Raw genomic sequence first — 19,030 nt, forward strand, 5'->3', positions numbered from 1 at the left:
GACCGTTTGTCTCGGTTAGGACCGGCGCGTCGCCTCGCGCACCAGTTCCTCGGCGGCTTCGGCGAGCAGTTCATCGGAGGCCTCGCCGTACACGGCTTCGCGGCCGATTTCCAGCATCACCGGCACCGCCAAAGGCGACACCCGATCGAGTTCCTTGTGGACGATGCGCCCCTTGATTCGGGTCAGCATATCACTGAGGCGGCGCAGATCGAGCAAACCTGTGGCGGCGTCAGCGCGCGCGGCGCGCAGCAGCACGTGATCGGGCTGGTGCTTGTTGAGAACGTCGTAGACCAGATCGGTCGAGAACAGCACCTGCCGCCGCGACTTCTCCTCGCCGGCGAAACGCCGCGCGATCAGGCCCGAAATGATCGCACAGCTCCGAAAGGTGCGCTTCATCAGCGCCGATTCGGCGAGCCAAGCTTCGAGATCGTCGCCGAGCATGTCGGGATCGAACAGCGCGTCGAGATCGAGCCGGCCCTGCCGGATCATCTGCGACATGTCGCCGAGCCCCCAGACTGCGAGCGCGTATTCATTGGCGACGAAGCCAAGCGGGCGGGCGCGGCTGCGCTCCAGCCGCCGGGTCAGCAACATGCCGAGCGTCTGATGCGCGAGCCGCCCTTCGAACGGATAGCAGACCAGATAGTATTTGGCAGCGCGTGGAAACGTCTCGACCACGAGCTCGCGCCGACCAGGCACGCGCGACGCCTTGCTCTGCAGCGCCAGCCAGTCGCGCACCTGGTCGGGCAATCCCTGCCATGCGCGGCGATCATCGAGCAGGCCGCGCACCCGCTCGGCCAGATAGGTCGACAGCGGAAACTTGCCGCCCATATAGGACGGCACCCGCGCGTCCTTGTCGGCGGCGCGCGAGACATAGACCTGATCCTCCATCATCGCCTCGTAGCGCACCACCTCGCCGCCGAACACGAACGTATCACCCGGCGTCAGCCCCTCGATGAAGTACTCCTCGATCTGGCCGAGCATCCGGCCGCCGCGCGCGATCGCGCCGGTGGCGCCGGTGCCGGAACTACGCGACGACCGCACCAGCTTCACCTTCAGCATCGCCTCTTCGACGATGGTGCCGACATTGAGACGATAGCCCTGCCGCACCTTCGGATTGGCGACCCGCCATCGGCCCTGCTTGTCCGGCTTGATGCGGGCGAAGCGCTCGTAGCTCTTCAGCGCGTAGCCGCCGGTGGCGACGAAATCGAGCGTGTCGTCGAAATCGGCGCGGGTGAGATCGGCGTAGGGCGCGGCGCTTCTCACCTCGCTATAAAGATCGTTCGCAAAGAACGGCTCGCCGCAGGCGCAGCCAAGGATGTGCTGGGCGAGCACGTCGAGCGCGCCCTTGCGCTGCGGCGGCGTATCCTGCGCATTCTCCGCGACCGCGTCGATCGCAGCCGCGCATTCCAGCACCTCGAAGCGATTGGCCGGCACCAGCACCGCGCGCGACGCCTCGTCGATACGGTGATTGGCGCGGCCGATCCGCTGCATCAGCCGCGAGGCGCCCTTCGGCGCGCCGACATTGATCACGAGATCGATATCGCCCCAGTCGATGCCGAGATCGAGCGACGAGGTACACACCACGCCGCGCAGTTTGCCGGCCGCCATCGCGTCCTCGACGCGGCGGCGCTGTGCGACGTCGAGCGAGCCGTGATGCAGCGCGATCGCCAGATTATCGTCGTTCATGCGCCAGAGTTCCTGGAACAGCATCTCGGCCTGGCTGCGGGTGTTGACGAATATTAGCGTGGTCTTGTTGCCCTTGATGAGATCGTAGATTTCGCCGAGCGCGTGGCGCGCCGAATGGCCGGCCCAGGGCAGCCGCTCCTTGGTATCGAGCATCTCGACGATCGGCTGAACCGCGCCCCCGGCGACCACGATGTCGGCCCTTGCTTCTCCCTCCCCCCTTGCGGGGGAGGGTCGGGGGTAAGCCGCGGGCTCGGCGCTTGTGGCCTCCCCCTCACCCGGCAGCCCTCGGCTGCCATCCTCTCCCACAAGGGGAGAGGGTGAAACGGGCTGCGGCACCAGGAAGCGCGCGAGTTCGTCCGGATCGGCGACCGTCGCCGACAGTCCGGTGGCGCGAAGGTCAGGGGCGATCCGCCACAGCCGCGCCAGCCCGAGCGAGAGCAGATCGCCGCGCTTGGACGTCACCAGCGCATGCAGCTCGTCGAGCACGATGCGCTGCAGCGATGAAAACAGATACGGCGCGTCGTCGGAGGCGAGCAGCAGCGCGAGCTGCTCCGGCGTGGTCAGCAGAATATCCGGTGGATATTTGCGTTGCCGCGTCCGCCGCGACACCGGGGTGTCGCCGGTGCGGGTCTCGACCCGGATCGGCAGATTCATTTGCGCGATCGGCGCCTCGAGATTGCGAGCGATGTCGACGGCGAGCGCCTTCAGCGGGGAGATGTAGAGGGTGTGAAGGCCCCTGCCCTCCGGCCCCGCCCGCAGTGAGGTCTCGGCCAGCTCCACCAGCGTCGGCAGGAAGCCGGCCAAGGTCTTGCCCGCGCCGGTCGGCGCGATCAGCAGCGCCGAACGTTGCGCGCGGGCCTTTTCGAGCAGTTCGAGCTGATGCGCGCGCGGCGACCAGCCGCGTGCGGCAAACCAATGCCTGAACCGGTCGGGCAGCAAATCAGGGGGCACGTCGGAATCGGCGATGATCACCCGGCGAAGGTAGGCATTCGCGCCTTCGGAATCGAGATCGTCCCGACGCAAGTCGCCCGCGCAGGCCGCCATCTCCGGCGCGCAGCGCCCGGAAACGCACAACGCCCGCCGGGCGGCGGGCGCTGCACGAGCATGTGCTCGACAAAGTCGTCGTTATTCGGTGACCGGCTTGTCGGAGATGTCCCAGTCCTTGCCGTTGAAGGTCGAGATGTAGAGGGTCTTCATCGGCGTGTAGTCGTCCGACGTGTAGCTGTATTCGATGCCGTCGAGGAAATACGGCGAGTGGAAGCCCTTCAGCGAGGTCGCCTGCTTCAGCACGTTCTCGCGGGTGAGGTTGTCGCCACAGCGGCGCAGGATCTCGGCCATCGTCACCACCTGGCCGTAGCCGGCGTAGGCGATGGTGTTGTCCTTGTCGACGTTCGGCAGATACTTCTGGCGGAACTCCTCGAACGCCTTGACGTCCGGATCGTTCTCAAATCGCGGCACACCGACCTCCTTGGAGTAGCGGATCGCGACGATACCGGTCGCATTCTCGATGCCGGCGGCGTTGAGAATCGAACGGCCGGTCGAGCCCGCCGACAACAACTGCAGCGGCTTCCAGCCGAGCTCGGCCACCTTGCGGATCGACTGCGACGTCGCCTTGCCGGTGGTGATGTTGTAGAACACGTCGGCGCCGGACTTCGACAGGTTGATCATCTGCGAATCGATGGTCGGCTCGGTCAGGTCGTAGCTGGCCTCGGCGACCACCTTGGCCCTGCCGCCGGCTTCTTCCAGAACCTTCTTGAACGGTCCGAGGAAGTCACGACCGAAATCGTCGTTCTGGTAGAGAATCGCGATCTTGGCGTCGGGCTTCACGCTCACGACGTGTTTGGCGAGGATGCGGGCCTCGGTGGGGTACAGCGGCAGGCCCGCCATGGTCCATTTGAAATTCTTCGGGTCGTTCCACTTCGACGCACCGGTGTTCAGCAGAAGCTGCGGGACCTTTTTGCTGTTGAGGTATTTGTGCACAGCGGTCTGCGGCGCGGTGCCGAGCGAGCCATACAGCGCCAGCACCTCTTCCTGCTCGACCAGCCGGCGGGTCGCCTCCACCGCCTTCGGGGAGCTGTAGGAATCGTCCAGGGTCAGGAACTTCACCTTGCGCCCGTTGATGCCGCCCTTCTCGTTCAGCATCTGAAAATAGGCTTCGCCGACGCGGCCGAGCACGCCGTACAGCGAACCCGGACCGGAATGCGGAACAGTCTGGCCAATCTTGATTTCGGTATCGCTGGCGCCGGGATCGCACTTCTTCTCCGCCGCAGCCACCGATGTGGCGGCGAGCAAAACCGCGGCGAAAGCGCCTGCGGATGTGAAGACGGAAGTGGAGCGCAGATTCATCGAGTTTCCTCCTCTAATGTGCCGGTTCGCTCGCGCGTCCGGTTCTCGTTCTGCCGCAACGCATGTCCCTTTTGCGGCGGCGCCATCCTGTTCGGAACACCTCCAGATCGCAACCCCGGATGCGCCAAATTTACCGCCCTGCGGGAGAAGCGCGAGAATCTGGCGACATTATCCAGCGACTTGTAGCCGCAGCCCTCGTCCGGGTTCCGCCCCCTGCAAATTCGGACGGTTAATCAATTGTTTACGGGCCGAGCAACGGGCGATTTTGGGCAGGTGTGGCTGCGCGGGTACAGCTGCTTGCCGCGATCGGCGGTAAATTACACGCGATTTTCAGGAAGGTACCCGCATGAAGAAGCTTCTCGTCGGCGTTGCGCTCGTTGGTTCAGCCGTCAGCGCCCAGGCAGCCGATCTTGCCGTCAGAGCCCCGTACGTCAAGGCGCCGGTCGCGGCGATCTATGACTGGACCGGATTCTACATCGGCGGAAACGTCGGCGTCGGCGTCGGTCGCAACCTGCAGAGCCACGTCTTCCCCGCCGGCGGCGTCGCCAACTCCTCCTATCTCCAGCCCCAGGGCGTGATCGGCGGCGGCCAGATCGGTTACAACTGGCAGACCAATTCGGTGTTCGGCCCGCTGCTGATCGGCGTCGAGGCCGACATCCAGGGCAGCGGCATGAGCGACGGCCGCACCACCCTGAACACGCTGAACGGCGTGCTGGGCACGGTGAACTACAATCAGAAGCTCGACTGGTTCACCACGGTGCGCGGCCGCATCGGCATCGCGCGCGGCCCGGTGGTCAGCTACTTCACCGGCGGCTTCGCGGCGGGCGACGTCAAGACCACCGTCACCGAAGTCGGCCTGGTCCCGTTCAACCTCAGCGGCACCCGCACCGGCTGGGTAATCGGCTCCGGCGTCGAAGCGGCGCTCGGCGGCAACTGGACCGGCAAGATCGAATATCTGTATCTCGACCTCGGCAACCGGACCGACGTGTTCGGCACCCAGTCGCTGCGCACCGAATTGCGCGAGAACATCTTCCGCGTCGGTCTGAACTATCGCATCGGCGGCACCGGAGCGTACATCGCCCCGCCGCCGGCGAACTGGGCCGGCCTGTATATCGGCGGCAATTTCGGTGGCTCGGCCACCGCGCGCAACCGCACCACCGCGACCATCGGCGGATTCACCGAGCAGTTCAACCTGTCGCCGGAAGGGTTCATCGGCGGCGGCCAGATCGGCTACAATTGGCAGACCGCGAATTGGGTGTTCGGCGCCGAAGCCGACTTCCAGGGCTCGACCCAGAAGGACGATCGCACCGCGGTGTTCGGCTCGACTGTGGCCTACAATCAGAAGCTGCCCTGGTTCGGCACGGCGCGCGCCCGGCTCGGCTATTCGGTCGGCTCGACGTTGCTCTACGCCACCGGCGGTTACGCCTATGGCAACGTCAAGACCAACATCGTGACCCCGCTCAGCAACGAGACCTCCAATCGCTCGCGCAGCGGCTATGCGGTCGGCGGCGGCGTTGAAATGCCGTTCAGCCTGTTCGGTCTGCTCGGCCCGAACTGGACCTCGAAGACCGAATATCTCTACGTCGACCTCGGCTCGACCACCGACGTGTTCGCCGGCGGCCTCGGCGTGAGCACCTCCAAGGTGACCGAGCACATGGTCCGGACCGGCATCAACTATCACTTCAACCAGCCGGTGGTCGCGAAGTACTAAGCCGAACGACGACACCGAACCAAGACATCGAACCCCGGCCTCGCGGCCGGGGTTTTTGTTTGTGCTCCCGCCTGATTGCGGCGTCGACGGAACCCGGAGGGGCCGGACTCGTTTGCAGTTCAGGCCCGCCTATATGGTGACCATGCGTCCGCACGACATCCTGATCCCCACGACCGAAGGCCTGTGCTGCAAACCGGGCGGCTTTCACATCGATCCGGTGCGGCCGGTCGACCGCGCGGTGATCACCCACGGCCATTCCGACCACGCGAGGGCCGGCCACGGCGCGGTGCTGGCGACCCAGGAAACGCTCGACATGATGCGGCTGCGCTACGGCGACGATTTCGCCGGCTCGACGCAGGCGATCAGCTATGGCGAGGAGATTCGGCTCGGCGGCGCGCGCGTGAAATTCCATTCGGCCGGGCATGTGCTCGGCTCGGCGCAGGTCGCGGTCGAATGCGGCGGCATCCGGATCGTCGCGTCCGGCGACTACAAGGACGCGCCCGACCCGACCTGCACGCCGTTCGAGATCGTCGCGTGCGACGTGTTCATCACCGAGGCCACCTTCGGGCTCCCGGTGTTTCGCCACCCCGACGCGGCGGATGAGGTGAACAAGCTGCTGGCGTCGGTGGCACTGTTTCCCGAACGTGCGCATCTGGTCGGCGCCTATTCGCTCGGCAAGGCGCAGCGCCTGATCGCGCTGATCCGCGCCGCCGGCTATGACGCGCCGATCTATCTGCACGGCGCGATGGAGAAGATTACGCAGTATTACGCCGAGCGCGGCGTGACGCTCGGCGAGCTGCGCCCGGTGAAGGGCGTAAAGAAGGCCGAACTCGCCGGCGCCATCACGCTGGCGCCGCCGTCGGCGACCTCCGATCTATGGACGCGGCGCTTCCCCGATCCGTTGACCGCCTTCGCCTCCGGCTGGATGCGGGTGCGCGCCCGCGCCAGGCAGCGCGGCGTCGAGCTTCCGCTGGTGATTTCCGATCACGCCGACTGGGACGGCCTGACCGCGACGATTGCCGCCACCGGCGCAGGCGAAATCTGGGTCACGCACGGACAGGAAGACGCGCTGGTGCATTGGTGCCGGAGCAACGGCCTGGCGGCGCGGCCGCTCGATCTGGTCGGCTATGGCGACGAGGACGAGGACGTCGGGATGCCGGCGAGCGAGGCCGCCGAGGCATGAACCGCTTCGCCGAACTGCTCGACCGTCTGGCCTACGAGCCCGGCCGCAACAACAAGCTGCGGCTGATCACCAATTACTTCCGCGCCACCGAAGACCCCGATCGCGGCTATGCGCTCGCGGCGCTGACCGGCGCGCTGTCGTTCCGCCACGCCAAGCCCGGCCTGATCCGCGAACTGATCGCCGCCCGTACCGATCCGGTGCTGTTCGGGCTGTCGTATGATTACGTCGGCGATCTGTCGGAAACGGTGGCGCTGATGTGGCCGACGCCGCGCAATACGGCCGTCTCCACTCCCGCTGGCGGAGCCTCTTCCCCTCCCCCCGGCTCGGCCTCCTCCCCTCCCCCTTGCGGGGAGGGGTCGGGGGTGGGGGGCCACAGCGGGACGCCATCCTCGTGGCACCCTCACCCCAACCCTCTCCCGCAAGCGGGAGAGGGAGCGCGCAGTGCTTGGGGCGAGGACCGTGATTCAGAACTAAGCGCCGCAACGAGCCCCGGCCACAACAATCCACCGCCGCCGTCGCTCACCGAGATCGTCACCACGCTGCACAGCCTCGGCAAGGCCGAGCTGCCGGCGCAGCTCACGCGCTGGCTCGACGAGCTGGATGAAACCGGCCGCTGGGCGCTGCTGAAGCTCGTCACCGGCGGCCTGCGGATCGGCGTCTCGGCGCGGCTGGCGAAGACCGCAGCGGCCGCGCTCGGCGACAAGGACCCGCACGACGTCGAGCTGATGTGGCCCGGACTCGATGCACCCTATCTCGATCTGTTCGCCTGGCTGGAAGGCCACGGGCCCCAGCCGGTCAATCGCGATCCGGCGCCGTTTCGCCCGGTGATGCTGGCGCATGCGCTCGAGGACGCCGACTTCGCCGCGATGAACGCCGCCGACTACATTGCCGAATGGAAATGGGACGGCATCCGCGTGCAGGCGGTGAGCGGCGTCGGTGACGGTGGCGACGCCATCGTACGGCTGTATTCGCGCAGCGGCGAGGACATCACGCGGAGCTTCCCCGACCTGCTGCCGTCGCTGCGATTACCGGGCGCGATCGACGGCGAACTGCTGGTGTTGCGCGAGAGCCGGGTGCAGTCCTTCAACGTGCTGCAGCAGCGGCTCAACCGCAAATCGGTGACGCCGAAGCTGATCAAGGAGTATCCCATCCATCTGCGCGCCTACGACCTGCTCGGCGAGGGCGACGAAGATCTGCGTACGTTGCCGTTTGCCGAACGCCGCGCACGGCTGGAGGCGTTCGTCGCACGGCTCGACGAACCCAAGATCGACCTGTCCCCGATGGTGACATTCGCCGACTGGGATGATTTGCACGCGGCGCGGCGCGATCCCGCCAGCGCCGGAGCCGGCCTCGATGCCGACGCGGTCGAGGGCGTGATGCTGAAGCGGCGCGATGCGCCGTATCTGCCCGGCCGCCCGAAAGGCCAATGGTGGAAGTGGAAACACGATCCCCATATCATCGACGCGGTGCTGATGTATGCCCAGCGCGGCCATGGCAAGCGCTCGTCTTATTATTCGGACTACACCTTCGGGGTCTGGACCGAAGGCGACGGCGGCGATCAGCTCGTCCCGGTCGGCAAGGCGTATTTCGGCTTTACCGACGAGGAATTGCTGCAGATCGACCGCTTCGTCCGCCGCAACACCACCGAAAAATTCGGCCCGGTCCGCCATGTCGTGCACGAACCCGATCAGGGCCTTGTGCTGGAAGTCGCTTTCGAGGGGCTGCAGCGCTCGCCGCGGCACAAATCCGGCGTGGCGATGCGTTTTCCGCGGATCAGCCGGCTGCGCTGGGACAAGCCGCCGCGCGACGCCGACCGGCTGGAGACGCTGGAGCGGATGTTGAAGGCCGACGGCGCGATTCCATCGGCGGCGCCCGCCCGCGGCCATTGACGCGCGCGAACCGGTTTCCCATTTGCGTTCCACCGATTATCATGCGGCCTGACCGCGCAAGGACACCAGCGATGCGAAACGACCCACGGGACCTTCCCGCCACCGACGACAGCCTGACCCGCTTCCTCGGCGGCTCGCCGCTCGCGGTGTTTTTTCGGCTGGCGCTGATGTCGATCCTGGTCGGCGTCGTGCTTGCGGCGATCGGTCTCGATCCGTGGAATATCCTGGTCAGCATCCGGCTGCTGTTCCAGCGGATCTGGGATTTGGGCTTCGACGCCATCAGCGGCGTGTGGCGCTACTTCCTGCTCGGCGCGGTGATCGTGATCCCGATCTGGCTGCTGACGCGGCTGTTCGGTACGCCGCGCGGGCGCTAGCGTCGGCGAGCAAGTGAAGCCGGAGGCCGCGCAGGCCGGAGTTTTGCCGCCCGCCGCCGTAACCTCTCGACAGGTCTTCGCCATCGCCGGCCCGGCGATGGTCGCCAATTTGACGACGCCGCTGCTCGGCATCGTCGCCACCACCGCGATCGGACGGCTCGGCGACGCCACGATGCTCGGCGGCGTGGCGATGATGTCGGTGATTTTCGACTGCCTGTTCTGGCTGTTCGGCTTCCTGCGGATGAGCACGCTGGCCTTCACCGCCCAGTCGATCGGCGCCGGCGACACGCGCGAGGTGCCGGCACATCTGCTTCGCGGATTAATCATCGCGATCGCGGTCGGCGTGGTGCTGATCGCGTTGCAGGGCCCGCTGGCCGCCGCGCTGATCGGCGCGATGGGCGGCAGCGACGGCGTCAGCGCCGCGGCCAGGACCTACTTCACGATCCGGATCTGGTCGGCGCCGCTGGTGCTGGCGAATTTCGCAGTGCTCGGCTGGCTGGTCGGACAGGCGCGCGCGACGCTCGCGCTCTCGGTGCAGGTCGCGATCAACCTGGTCAATATCGCAGCGACCATCGCGCTGGTGCTGTGGTTCGACTTCGGCATCGCCGGCGCGGCGGTGGCGGCGGTGATCGCGGAGGGCTCGGGTCTGCTGATCGGGCTTGTGATCGCCGCGTGGCTCGGCCGCGGCATTCCGCGCACGTCGCGGGCGATGCTGTTCGATCCGAGCCGCCTGAAGCGGATGTTCGCGGTCAACCGCGACATCATGCTGCGCACCGCGGCGCTGATCGCGGTGTTCCTGTTTTTCACGGCGCAAGGTGCCCGTGGCGGAGATGTGGTGCTTGCCACCAACTCCGTGCTCAACAATTTCCTGATGGTCAGCGCGTTCTTTCTCGACGGCCTCGCCAACGCCGCCGAGCAGCTCTGCGGCAGGACGCTCGGCGCACGCGACCGCGACGGATTCGTTTCCGCGACGCGGCTGGTGATCCTGTGGGGCTTCGCCTTTGCGCTGGCGGTGAGCGCGACCTACGCGTTCACCGGCCCGCTCTTGATCGATGTGATGACGTCGAGCGCCGAGCTACGCCGCGCCGCCCGCGACTATCTGTGGCTGGTGGCGCTCGCGCCGATCCTCGGCGTGTTTGCCTTCGCCTATGACGGGGTGTACATCGGCGCCACCTGGGCGCGCGAGATGCGCAATCTGATGCTGCTGTCGCTGCTCCTGTTCCTTCTCGCCTGGCTGGCGCTGCGCCCACTCGGCAACACCGGACTGTGGATCGCCCTGCTGTCGCACTATATCTGGCGCGGCGGGCTGCAGGCGCTACGCTATCCGGCGATGCTGCGCGCCTCGTTTCCACCCGCCGCGGTCGGCTGAGTTTTTCTAAAGCTTGCAGCACCAGCTTAGCTCGATCTTCACGACAGAATGAGCTCTGGTCACAACAGCTCTTCGCAAACTCCTTGCGCTCAAAATACCATCTCCCCGATGTCGACCGCAAAGGAGAGATGGAATGTGCGATGACTGCTCCAAAGGCGAGCTATCTCGTCGAACGCTGGTTCAAGCTGGTTTCGGCTTGTTCGCCGCCGCCGCGCTTCCATCGGCTGTCCATGCGCAGGCGGCAAGCCCAGGCGACACGCCGGACGCAGCGCTCGACAAGCTGATGCAGGGCAATGCGCGCTATGTCGGCAATCAACTGCGCGAGCGTGATTTCTCCGCCGGCCGGGTCGCACGTTCGCAGGGACAGTCGCCGTTCGCGGCGATCCTCGGCTGCGCTGACTCACGGATTGCGCCCGAGCTGGCGTTCGACCAGGGTCCGGGCAATTTGTTCGTCGTCCGCGTCGCCGGCAATTTCGTCACGCAAGACGGGCTTGCCAGCCTCGAATACGGCGCCGCGGTGCTCGGCACCAAGGTGATCATGGTGCTCGGTCACAGCAATTGCGGCGCGGTCAATGCCACCATCGGCGCGCTGCAGAAGGGCAACGACCTACCCGGACACATCGGCGATCTGGTGCGTGCGATGAAGCCGGGGATCGAGCCTTCGCTCAAGCAGACCGGCGACAACCTGCCGCAGCGGGCGGTGATCGCGAATGTGCGCAGCAATGTGCAGCAGTTGCTGGAATCGAAGCCGATCCTCTCTGGACTGGTGTCCAGCGGCAAGCTGAAGGTGGTCGGCGGCGTCTACGATCTCGCGAGTGGCAAGATCGATCTGGTGTAGGATCGCGCGCAACCGGAGGCGCAAACGTCCGCGTGCGCCCCTGCGGCGCGGCCTGCCCTGCCGGGCCGGCCGCATCGCCCATCCGCAGCTGGCCTTTGCCCGCGCTCGCGGCGTGCAATCCGGCGATGGTTGGGCTTTCGTTCCGCGCCCCCCCGGCGTAGAGCTGCCTTGGCCCGGCAATTGCCGGTCGAGGGATCAGCAATGCAACTTCGATTTGTCGGCTGTGGCGATGCGTTCGGCTCCGGCGGCCGGCTCAACACCTGTTTTCATGTGTCGGGCGAAAGCGCCAACTTCCTGATCGACTGCGGCGCGACCACGCTGCCGGCGCTGAAGCGCTACGGCATTTCGCGCGACGCGCTCGATCTGATCCTGATCACCCATTTCCACGGCGACCATTTCGGCGGCCTGCCGTTTCTGCTGCTCGACGCCCAGTTCGCCAAGCGCAAACGGCCGCTGGTGATCGCCGGACCGCCCGGCATCGACATCCGGCTGACACGGCTGATGGAAGCGCTGTTCGAGCATTCGTCGGCGACCAAGCCGACCTTCGATCTGCAAGTCGTGGCGCTCGAACCCGCCGTGCCGCAGACATTCGGCGCCGTGACGGTGACGCCGTTTCCGGTGGTACACGGCGATTCCGGCGGGCCGTTCTTCGCCTACCGGATCGAGGCCGAGGGCCGCACGCTGGCCTATAGCGGCGACACGCAATGGACCGACACGCTGGTCAGTGCGGCGCACGACGCCGATGTCTTCATCGCCGAGGCTTACACCTATGAGCGCACGGTGAAGAACCATCTCAGCCTGAAGACGCTCGAGACCCATCTGCCCGAGATCAACCCGAAGCGGCTGATCCTCACCCATATGGGCGACGACGTACTGCACAAGCTCGATTCCGTGCCGCACATGGGCGCGAGTGACGGACTGATCGTCGAGTTGTAGTTGCACGACGCGCCATCCTTCCGGCGAAAGGCACGTCCTTCCGGGCGCGAGCGTCAGCGCGCGAACCCGAAATCCAGAGGTGAAGAACTCTTCGAGATTCCGGCCTGCGCGCTGACGCGCGCAGGCCCGGAATGACTTGCTCGAGGGTTCACAATGCGCGCGGCTCGCACCCCGGAACAACGAACGTCAAGGCAGACGACGCCTCACACCGGCCACTCTTCGGCGGTGATGGTCGGCGCGTCGGCGCCGACGATTTCGGCCAGCGAATCCCGGCCGGTGCGTAGCAGCGTCGAGGCGAGATCGGTCTTGATGCTCTCGACGAGGCCGAGCCCCTTGTAGATCAGCGCCGAGTAAAGCTGCACGAGGCTGGCGCCGGCGCGGATCTTGGTCAGCGCGGCGCCGCCGGAGTCGATGCCGCCGACCCCGATCAGCGGGAATGCGCCCTCGGCGCGGACATAGGTCTCCGCCACCATCCTCGTCGACAGCCGGAACAGCGGCCGGCCGCTGAGGCCGCCCTGCTCGTTCATCCGCGTTCGCTCGCGCAGCAGCGGCGAGCGCGACAGCGTGGTGTTGGCGACGATCATGCCGTCGACCTTTCGCGAACGGGCGATGTGCACGACGTCGTCGAGTTCGCCGAGCGTAAGATCGGGCGCGATCTTCAGTAGAACCGGAGTATCTCCGGCGCTGGGGCGTACACGCTCGCGGGCTTCGATCACCCGCGCCAGCAGATCGTCGAGCGCCGCCGCCTGCTGCAGATTGCGCAAGCCCGGCGTGTTCGGCGACGAGACGTTGACGGTGAAGTAGCTCGCCACCGGGGCGAAGGTCTCGATCAGCGCGACGTAGTCGGCGACGCGATCCGAGCTGTCCTTGTTGGCGCCGACATTGACGCCGAGGATACCGCCTTGCTGCGCCCGCGCCGCAAGCCGCCGCAGCACCGCTTCGCTGCCGTCATTGTTGAAGCCCATCCGGTTGATGACGGCCTCGTCGCGCTCCAGCCGGAACAGTCGCGGCCGCGGATTGCCGGCCTGCGGTTTCGGCGTCACGGTGCCGATTTCGACGAAGCCGAAGCCGAGCCGCATCAGCGCATCCGGCGCCTCGGCGTTCTTGTCGAAGCCGGCCGCGATGCCGACCGGGTTGGGAAAATTCAGCCCGAAAGCGCGCACCGCGAGCTTGGGATCGTCCGGGCGCGGCTTCACCTGCGGCAGCAGCCGCAATCCCTGGATCGCGAGCCGGTGCGCGTCCTCGGCGTCGAACAGGCGCAGCAGCGGCAGCGAGAAGGCGTCGAAGGCGCGAATCACGGCGCAAACTCCGGAACGGAGTGGCTGCCGTCGGCGCCGGTCGCAATCTCGCGCACGCCGGTGACGACGCCGAGGGCGAGTTCGCCGTAGAGATGCGGAAACAGCTCGTCGCCGCGCGACGCCTCCCAGCGCAGCGCAGGACCGAGCTTTTCGGCATCGACCGCGATCAGCAGCAGGCCGGTCTTGCCGGCGTAATGCCTGGCGAGCGTCCCCGCCAATTGCTCGGCGGTGGAGAAATGGATGAAGCCGTCGCGGCTGTCATCGGCGCTGCCGCGGTAGACGCCGGCCAGCTCGGCCTCGCGCCACGCCGGAGCGTCACAGATCTTGTAAATCGTGCGCAAAGGCCCGGATTCCCGTTGCGGCTGGTTGTTGGGGCGGATTGGTCATGCAACCCGCAGACCGCCGGGCAACCGAAATAACATCCGCGGAACAATACTTTGCGCACGTCCTGATCGCTGAACCGGGCCCCCTGGAGCGGACCGGTGCGCGTTCGGTTGCCTGGAAATCGTCCGGGCTTGGCATCGACCGTATCGGCGGCCTCGGTGCACTGCAAGCGCAACGTTTTTTGTCGCAGGACGGGATTGCGGAACGCCGCGCATTGAGGTAATAATTCCTAGTTGTCAAGTGATCTTCTGCCGCCCGGCCGTTCCGGGCTTCGCCATGGGATAGCCGCGATGCACATGCTGACCCACGACCAGATCTGGACGGCGCTCGACCGGTTGGCCGAACGAGCCGGCCTGTCCGCGTCAGGACTGGCCAAACGATCGGGCCTCGACCCCACCACCTTCAACAAGTCGAAGCGGATCACCAATGACGGCCGCGAACGCTGGCCTTCGACCGAGTCGGTCGCCAAGGCGCTCGCGGCCACCAACACCGCGATCGACACCTTCGTCCAACTGATCACCGACCGGCCGCGGGTGGTGCAGTCGGTCCCGCTGCTTGGTCTCGCTCAGGCGGGCGCAGGCGGCTTCTTCGACGATGGCGGTTTTCCGGCCGGCAAAGGCTGGGAGGAAGTCGGCCTGCCTTCGGTCAACGACGAACACGCTTATGCGCTGGAAATCTCCGGCGATTCGATGAAACCCGCTTATCGTGACGGCGACATCATCGTGGTGTCGCCCGGCACTGCGATCCGGCGCGGCGACCGGGTCGTGGTGAAGACCACCGGCGGCGAGGTCATGGTGAAGGAGTTGAAGCGCCGCACCACCAAGATCGTCGAACTGGCGTCGCTCAATCCCAGCCATGCGGACAGGACGCTGGCGCCGGCCGATGTCGAGTGGATCGCGCGCATCGTCTGGGCCAGTCAATAGCCGCTCTCGCGAGTCAGCTATTCGTCGAACTTCACAAAGTTCCCGGTTGGGTCATAGTCGACCGACTTAATTCGGGAGACTCTGCGATGGACCGCCGCGCTATCCTGAAGGCCTTTGCAGGCCTGGCTCTGTGCCCGCTTTGCGCCACCGCCGGCGTCGCCGCGGAAGGCGCGCATCATTGGGGATATGAAGGCGAAAGCGGCCCGGCGAAGTGGGGCGAGCTCGATTCCGCCAACCAGATCTGCACGATCGGGGTGCAGCAGTCGCCGATCGATATCGGCGCGACCGTCAGCGCCAATTTGTATCCGATCGAGATAAACTGGGCCGGAAAGGCCGACACCATCGTCAATAACGGCCACACCATCCAGCTCAACGTCGCGGAAGGCAGCACGCTGAAGCTCGGCGGCGTCACCTTCAAGCTGGTGCAGTTCCACTTCCACCGTCCGAGCGAACATTTGATCGACGGCAAGAATTTCCCGATGGAGGTGCATTTCGTCCATCGCGCGGAATCCGGAACGCTGGGCGTGCTCGGCGTGCTGATGCAGGCCGGCAAGGCGAATGCAACCTTCGGCAAGATCGTCGCGACGATGCCGCAGCGCGAGGGCCCGGCGGTCAAGGCCGACCCGGCGATCGATCCGAACGCGCTGCTGCCGGAGAAGCGCTCGTACTATCGCTACGAAGGCTCGCTGACGACGCCACCTTGTTCGGAAGTGGTCGACTGGATGGTGCTGGCTAGTCCGATCACCGTCGCCGACGAGGACATCGCCGGTTTCGCCAAGCTGTATCCGATGAACGCGCGGCCGCCGCAAAAGGACAACCGCCGCTTCGTGCTGCAGTCGAACTGATCCCAACGGCAAGAACGAAAGACTCGTCATGACGCCGCGTGTCGCGGTCATGGCGCTACGCCAAGTCAAAGACGTGAATGGCCGGGACGAGTCCGGCGAAGTACGCGTGACGTGGTTGGTATCAACGGCCCGCGGGATCAGCCGCCGGAGGCGGGCGTCGCGTCGGCGGTGACCGGCGCCAGCTTCACGTCATCGACCAGCGACGAGGTCAGCGACGGCACCTGCGCGCCGTTGGTCGCACGCGTCACCGCGAGCCGGGCCTTGGTGAAGGCGGCCTCGGCGCTGGCGAGGCGCGACGAGATCGAGCCGAGCAATGCGCCGACCAGCACGCTGTTCTGGCCTTCGCCGTCCTCGGCGACCTTGCCGGGCGTCGTTGACGACAGCACCAGCGCATTGGCGGGCGCGTTGATCGGCGCGAGGCCATGCGAATAGGAGCGGAAGCGGCGCTCATAGGGATTGCGACGCGAGGCGTCGATGATCGCGAGCTTGGCGTGCACGCCGCGCTCCCTCATCTCGCCGAGCACGGATTCGATGCTGACGCCGCTGCGGCGGACGTCGGCCTCGTTCCAGATGTTGGCGTCGACCGGGATCATGTAGCTCTCGCGGCCGGACTGAATGCCGTAGCCGCCGAAGAACAGCACAACGGTGGAATCCTTGGTGACCCGGGCCTTCATCCGCTCGACGGCCTGCAGCATGTCGTCGCGACGGGCGTCCTCGATCATGTCAACGTCGAAGCCCTCACGGCGCAATGCACCACTCAGCGCGCGAGCGTCGTTGATCGGCTGGATCAGCGGCTCGGACGCGTCCGGATAACGGCCGTTGCCGATCACCAGAGCGAATCGCGACGCCGTCGGGCCATTGCCTTCGATCCGCGCGGCGTCTTTGGCGGGGTCCACATCGCCGACGCGCTTGTTCAGCGCGGCATGGGCGCCAATCGCCAGCGACACGACGCCGATCAGAGCGGCGATGGTCGTCATCGAACGGCGCGACAGGCCGGGTGCGCGAAACGTCATCGTCAATCGCTCCTTGTCCGCGCGACATCGATCGCGCCGGAGACATTCGTCTGTGAAGGATTAACCAATCCAGTGCGGTTGAATTAAGCTCAATTTGCGGCACCGCACCATAAGAAAGGTTTAACCGTTTCAACCCTTTCGGGAAAGCCAGCAGATCCACGACCGTATAGCTCGGAGCTAGCCCGCTGCCTAGACTGGGGTTTTGCTTGGAACCGATCACACTTCTTCAGTCATTATTACGCTGCGTGACCCAACCGCACGAAAGACATCTTCGGAAACCATCCTCCGGTCACGGCGGCTAGGCTTGCGCAAAGAATTCGCAGCGAGCAACGCGCCTTGGCGCGATCGCTGGGGGCGATTTGTCAATCCGGCCTGTCCGTGCGACTTCTCAAGGACTTGACGGTTCGGAGCTGCGGGAACAGACCATGAATATTTTGCATATGGCCGGCGCGGCGTTTCGCGCGCTGACCGCCCGCAAACAGGCGCCGTCGCTCTACGATCTGTGCGACCCGGTGTTTCTCGGCCGCAAGCGCGGCAATCCGCACATCGCCAAATTCTACAAGACCGCGCTCGGCAATCCGGCGCTACGGCCACTGCTGCGCAAGGCTGGACTGTCCGAGCTGGAGCAGCCAGTGCGGTTCCGCGCCGTTCGCGACGCGCTGATCGCCGCGCGCGACGATACCGATCCGGATTGGGCCGCGATCGGCCGGCCGGTCGCCGAACTGCTCGATTCCGTCAAGCTGCAGCATCCGCGCCCGCGCCCGTGGGTCGCGCCGGCCCAAATGCCGAGGCTCTCCGACATCGACAGCGCCATCCGCGCCGCGAGCGAAAACCTGCTGCAGTCGTGGGAGCGCAACGGATTCATCCCGACCTACGCCGCCTTCAACCTGATCGGCGATCCCGATTTCGGCGGCCGGGAACTGCTGGCGGCTCTCACCGGGCTGAATGCGCGTAGCTACAAGAATTCGACATTGTTGTTCAATCTGGCGCGGGTGTTCATCGCCCGGTCGCCCGTCGCGGGTCTGATCAATCCGCCGTGGCGGGGCATTGCCGAGCCGATGTGGGCGCCGGTGCAGATCCGGCATCGCTCGGCCTATTACGACGCCTTCTACATCGAGGCGTTGCTGAGCTTCATCGACACCGGGCTCGGCACGCCAGAAGACGTCCGGACTGCGCGGCGCATCATCGCCGATATGGTCGAATTCTGCATCCAGATCAGCCGCGAGCATGTCCGTTCGGCGGATGGCGAAGGCTTCGACGTCATCACCGCGCTGGCGCCGCCGCCGCATCCGCGATTCAGCCGATTCTTCACGAAGATCAAACAGAAGCTCGGTTTCGGCGTCTACGTCCCCGACTGCGACACCACCGCTTGCGCGATCTCGGCGGCGACTCAGGCCAATTCCACCGACCCGATCCTCGACCAGCCGCTGATCGATTTTTACGCCGGCTATCAGGTCCGCGCGGGGGCCAACGAACCGCTGGTCACCGTGCCACTCAACGACGCCATCGACTACGACGGCGGCATCGTCACCTGGATCGACAGCCTCGCCGGCGAACGGCCTTTCGGCAACGACCTCGATCCGACGCTCAATCTCGACGTGCTCGAGGTCAGCTTCCGCAATTGCGCGCGCTGGAAGATCGTCGAGACGCCGTCGCGCCTGGAAACGGTGCGGCGAATCGTCGAATTCCACCGACGCCTGGTCGCGAGCGGAGCCTTCGCCGACCCGAAATCGCACGTCTACTATCTGCCCGAGCTGTATTGCGCCTATTTCGGCCGCTGCTACGTCGCGTTCCGTGCGCTCGACGAGGCGACGAAACGCGCAATCGATCCGGACCGCACATTCGAATTCATCCGCGAGCGCGTCCTGGCCTACGTCCAGGACGAGTTGGTGGCGAAAGAAATGAATGTGTTCGACGCCGCGCTGGCGCTGATTGCACTCGGCCATCTCGGCGGCGAACTCGCACATTTCACGCCGGCGCTGCATTGCATTCTCAATCACCTCGGCGAAGGCGGCCGCCGCGGTCCGTTCAAGGCCTATGAGTGGAATAAGATGAAGACTCCGACCCGCATCCTGGTCGGCGGGCCGGAAGTCACCTCGGCCTTCGTGCTGATGGGGCTGGCGCTGGCGCGAAAGGCGATTTTGCAGCGCCCGCACAATGGATAAAGCATCCCGGCCGGCGTCTCGCGCGAAGTTGAAGCGCGGCGGCGCGCGTCGCGCTGGTCCAGCCGCCAAA

Annotated in this window: 16 protein-coding genes; 11 read left to right on the top strand and 5 right to left on the bottom strand. The window is 65.9% G+C overall.

Annotated features, from left to right (window positions below; translation table 11 throughout):
* Positions 1 to 15: 15 nt before the first annotated feature.
* The gene (locus tag BMY71_RS13980; protein WP_244526053.1) at positions 16 to 2,730 is read right to left on the bottom strand and encodes a ligase-associated DNA damage response DEXH box helicase; all 2,715 of its coding nucleotides are present in this window, start codon (positions 2,728 to 2,730) and stop codon (positions 16 to 18) included.
* Between the two features lie 81 nt (positions 2,731 to 2,811).
* The gene (locus BMY71_RS13985) at positions 2,812 to 4,032 is read right to left on the bottom strand and encodes an ABC transporter substrate-binding protein (RefSeq protein ID WP_092684453.1); all 1,221 of its coding nucleotides are present in this window, start codon (positions 4,030 to 4,032) and stop codon (positions 2,812 to 2,814) included.
* Between the two features lie 346 nt (positions 4,033 to 4,378).
* Here BMY71_RS13985 and BMY71_RS13990 point away from each other — a divergent pair, with 346 nt between their 5' ends.
* The 7 genes from BMY71_RS13990 (at position 4,379) to BMY71_RS14020 (ending at position 12,332) form a co-directional block, all read left to right on the top strand.
* Entirely contained in the window at positions 4,379 to 5,743 is a 1,365-nt protein-coding gene (locus BMY71_RS13990) for an outer membrane protein (RefSeq protein WP_092684455.1), read from the top strand.
* A 142-nt stretch (positions 5,744 to 5,885) separates the two neighbouring features.
* Positions 5,886 to 6,926, top strand: a complete 1,041-nt coding sequence (locus BMY71_RS13995) for a ligase-associated DNA damage response exonuclease (protein ID WP_092684614.1) — start codon at positions 5,886 to 5,888, stop codon at positions 6,924 to 6,926.
* Positions 6,923 to 8,815 (top strand): ATP-dependent DNA ligase, encoded by a 1,893-nt coding sequence (locus BMY71_RS14000; protein WP_092684457.1) that lies wholly within the window; start codon positions 6,923 to 6,925, stop codon positions 8,813 to 8,815. Before BMY71_RS13995 ends, BMY71_RS14000 begins: the two co-directional genes overlap by 4 nt.
* A 71-nt stretch (positions 8,816 to 8,886) precedes the next feature.
* Positions 8,887 to 9,189, top strand: coding sequence for a DUF6460 domain-containing protein (locus tag BMY71_RS14005; protein WP_011501217.1), 303 nt, complete (start codon positions 8,887 to 8,889; stop codon positions 9,187 to 9,189).
* Between the two features lie 97 nt (positions 9,190 to 9,286).
* The gene (locus tag BMY71_RS14010) at positions 9,287 to 10,558 is read left to right on the top strand and encodes an MATE family efflux transporter (protein WP_092684616.1); all 1,272 of its coding nucleotides are present in this window, start codon (positions 9,287 to 9,289) and stop codon (positions 10,556 to 10,558) included.
* A 133-nt stretch (positions 10,559 to 10,691) separates the two neighbouring features.
* Positions 10,692 to 11,396: a carbonic anhydrase gene (locus BMY71_RS14015; RefSeq protein WP_092684459.1), complete on the top strand. Its 705-nt coding sequence runs from the start codon at positions 10,692 to 10,694 to the stop codon at positions 11,394 to 11,396.
* A gap of 201 nt (positions 11,397 to 11,597) precedes the next feature.
* The gene (locus BMY71_RS14020; RefSeq protein WP_092684461.1) at positions 11,598 to 12,332 is read left to right on the top strand and encodes an MBL fold metallo-hydrolase; all 735 of its coding nucleotides are present in this window, start codon (positions 11,598 to 11,600) and stop codon (positions 12,330 to 12,332) included.
* A 203-nt stretch (positions 12,333 to 12,535) separates the two neighbouring features.
* Here the strand turns inward: BMY71_RS14020 and BMY71_RS14025 are convergent, their stop codons facing one another.
* Both BMY71_RS14025 and BMY71_RS14030 read right to left on the bottom strand, forming a co-directional pair.
* Positions 12,536 to 13,630 carry a quinone-dependent dihydroorotate dehydrogenase gene (locus BMY71_RS14025; protein ID WP_011501213.1) on the bottom strand — a complete coding sequence of 365 codons (1,095 nt, stop codon included), beginning with the start codon at positions 13,628 to 13,630 and terminating at the stop codon, positions 12,536 to 12,538.
* On the bottom strand, positions 13,627 to 13,971 hold the full coding sequence (locus tag BMY71_RS14030) for a DUF952 domain-containing protein (protein WP_092684463.1): 345 nt from the start codon (positions 13,969 to 13,971) through the stop codon (positions 13,627 to 13,629). The genes BMY71_RS14025 and BMY71_RS14030 overlap by 4 nt, the downstream gene beginning before the upstream one ends.
* A gap of 44 nt (positions 13,972 to 14,015) precedes the next feature.
* Between BMY71_RS14030 and BMY71_RS14035 the strand changes: the two genes are divergently transcribed.
* The 3 genes from BMY71_RS14035 to BMY71_RS14045 all read left to right on the top strand — a co-directional run bounded on the left by BMY71_RS14035 (position 14,016) and on the right by BMY71_RS14045 (position 15,782).
* On the top strand, positions 14,016 to 14,237 hold the full coding sequence (locus tag BMY71_RS14035; RefSeq protein WP_092684465.1) for a hypothetical protein: 222 nt from the start codon (positions 14,016 to 14,018) through the stop codon (positions 14,235 to 14,237).
* A gap of 73 nt (positions 14,238 to 14,310) precedes the next feature.
* The gene (locus BMY71_RS14040; RefSeq protein ID WP_041805659.1) at positions 14,311 to 14,937 is read left to right on the top strand and encodes a S24 family peptidase; all 627 of its coding nucleotides are present in this window, start codon (positions 14,311 to 14,313) and stop codon (positions 14,935 to 14,937) included.
* An 86-nt stretch (positions 14,938 to 15,023) separates the two neighbouring features.
* A complete protein-coding gene (locus tag BMY71_RS14045; RefSeq protein WP_092684467.1) occupies positions 15,024 to 15,782 on the top strand; it encodes a carbonic anhydrase in 759 nt (252 codons plus the stop codon).
* A gap of 137 nt (positions 15,783 to 15,919) precedes the next feature.
* Here the strand turns inward: BMY71_RS14045 and BMY71_RS14050 are convergent, their stop codons facing one another.
* Positions 15,920 to 16,795 (bottom strand): caspase family protein, encoded by an 876-nt coding sequence (locus BMY71_RS14050; RefSeq protein WP_092684469.1) that lies wholly within the window; start codon positions 16,793 to 16,795, stop codon positions 15,920 to 15,922.
* Positions 16,796 to 17,220: 425 nt separating this feature from the next.
* On the opposite strand from BMY71_RS14050, the gene BMY71_RS14055 reads away from it, so the two are divergent.
* Complete coding sequence (locus BMY71_RS14055; RefSeq protein WP_011501208.1) at positions 17,221 to 18,960, top strand: hypothetical protein; 1,740 nt, start codon at positions 17,221 to 17,223, stop codon at positions 18,958 to 18,960.
* Positions 18,961 to 19,030: the final 70 nt, after the last annotated feature.

Origin of the sequence: Rhodopseudomonas pseudopalustris (assembly GCF_900110435.1) — a bacterium.
GTDB lineage: Bacteria > Pseudomonadota > Alphaproteobacteria > Rhizobiales > Xanthobacteraceae > Rhodopseudomonas > Rhodopseudomonas pseudopalustris.

What these genes read in the sequence shown, in the direction of transcription:
- BMY71_RS13980 (WP_244526053.1), bottom strand. Translation starts at nt 2,730, where the DNA reads ATGGCGGCCTGCGCGGGCGACTTGCGTCGGGACGATCTCGATTCCGAA.
- BMY71_RS13985 (WP_092684453.1), bottom strand. Translation starts at nt 4,032, where the DNA reads ATGAATCTGCGCTCCACTTCCGTCTTCACATCCGCAGGCGCTTTCGCC.
- BMY71_RS13990 (WP_092684455.1), top strand. Translation starts at nt 4,379, where the DNA reads ATGAAGAAGCTTCTCGTCGGCGTTGCGCTCGTTGGTTCAGCCGTCAGC.
- BMY71_RS13995 (WP_092684614.1), top strand. Translation starts at nt 5,886, where the DNA reads ATGCGTCCGCACGACATCCTGATCCCCACGACCGAAGGCCTGTGCTGC.
- BMY71_RS14000 (WP_092684457.1), top strand. Translation starts at nt 6,923, where the DNA reads ATGAACCGCTTCGCCGAACTGCTCGACCGTCTGGCCTACGAGCCCGGC.
- BMY71_RS14005 (WP_011501217.1), top strand. Translation starts at nt 8,887, where the DNA reads ATGCGAAACGACCCACGGGACCTTCCCGCCACCGACGACAGCCTGACC.
- BMY71_RS14010 (WP_092684616.1), top strand. Translation starts at nt 9,287, where the DNA reads ATGGTCGCCAATTTGACGACGCCGCTGCTCGGCATCGTCGCCACCACC.
- BMY71_RS14015 (WP_092684459.1), top strand. Translation starts at nt 10,692, where the DNA reads ATGTGCGATGACTGCTCCAAAGGCGAGCTATCTCGTCGAACGCTGGTT.
- BMY71_RS14020 (WP_092684461.1), top strand. Translation starts at nt 11,598, where the DNA reads ATGCAACTTCGATTTGTCGGCTGTGGCGATGCGTTCGGCTCCGGCGGC.
- BMY71_RS14035 (WP_092684465.1), top strand. Translation starts at nt 14,016, where the DNA reads ATGCAACCCGCAGACCGCCGGGCAACCGAAATAACATCCGCGGAACAA.
- BMY71_RS14040 (WP_041805659.1), top strand. Translation starts at nt 14,311, where the DNA reads ATGCTGACCCACGACCAGATCTGGACGGCGCTCGACCGGTTGGCCGAA.
- BMY71_RS14045 (WP_092684467.1), top strand. Translation starts at nt 15,024, where the DNA reads ATGGACCGCCGCGCTATCCTGAAGGCCTTTGCAGGCCTGGCTCTGTGC.
- BMY71_RS14050 (WP_092684469.1), bottom strand. Translation starts at nt 16,795, where the DNA reads ATGACGTTTCGCGCACCCGGCCTGTCGCGCCGTTCGATGACGACCATC.
- BMY71_RS14055 (WP_011501208.1), top strand. Translation starts at nt 17,221, where the DNA reads ATGAATATTTTGCATATGGCCGGCGCGGCGTTTCGCGCGCTGACCGCC.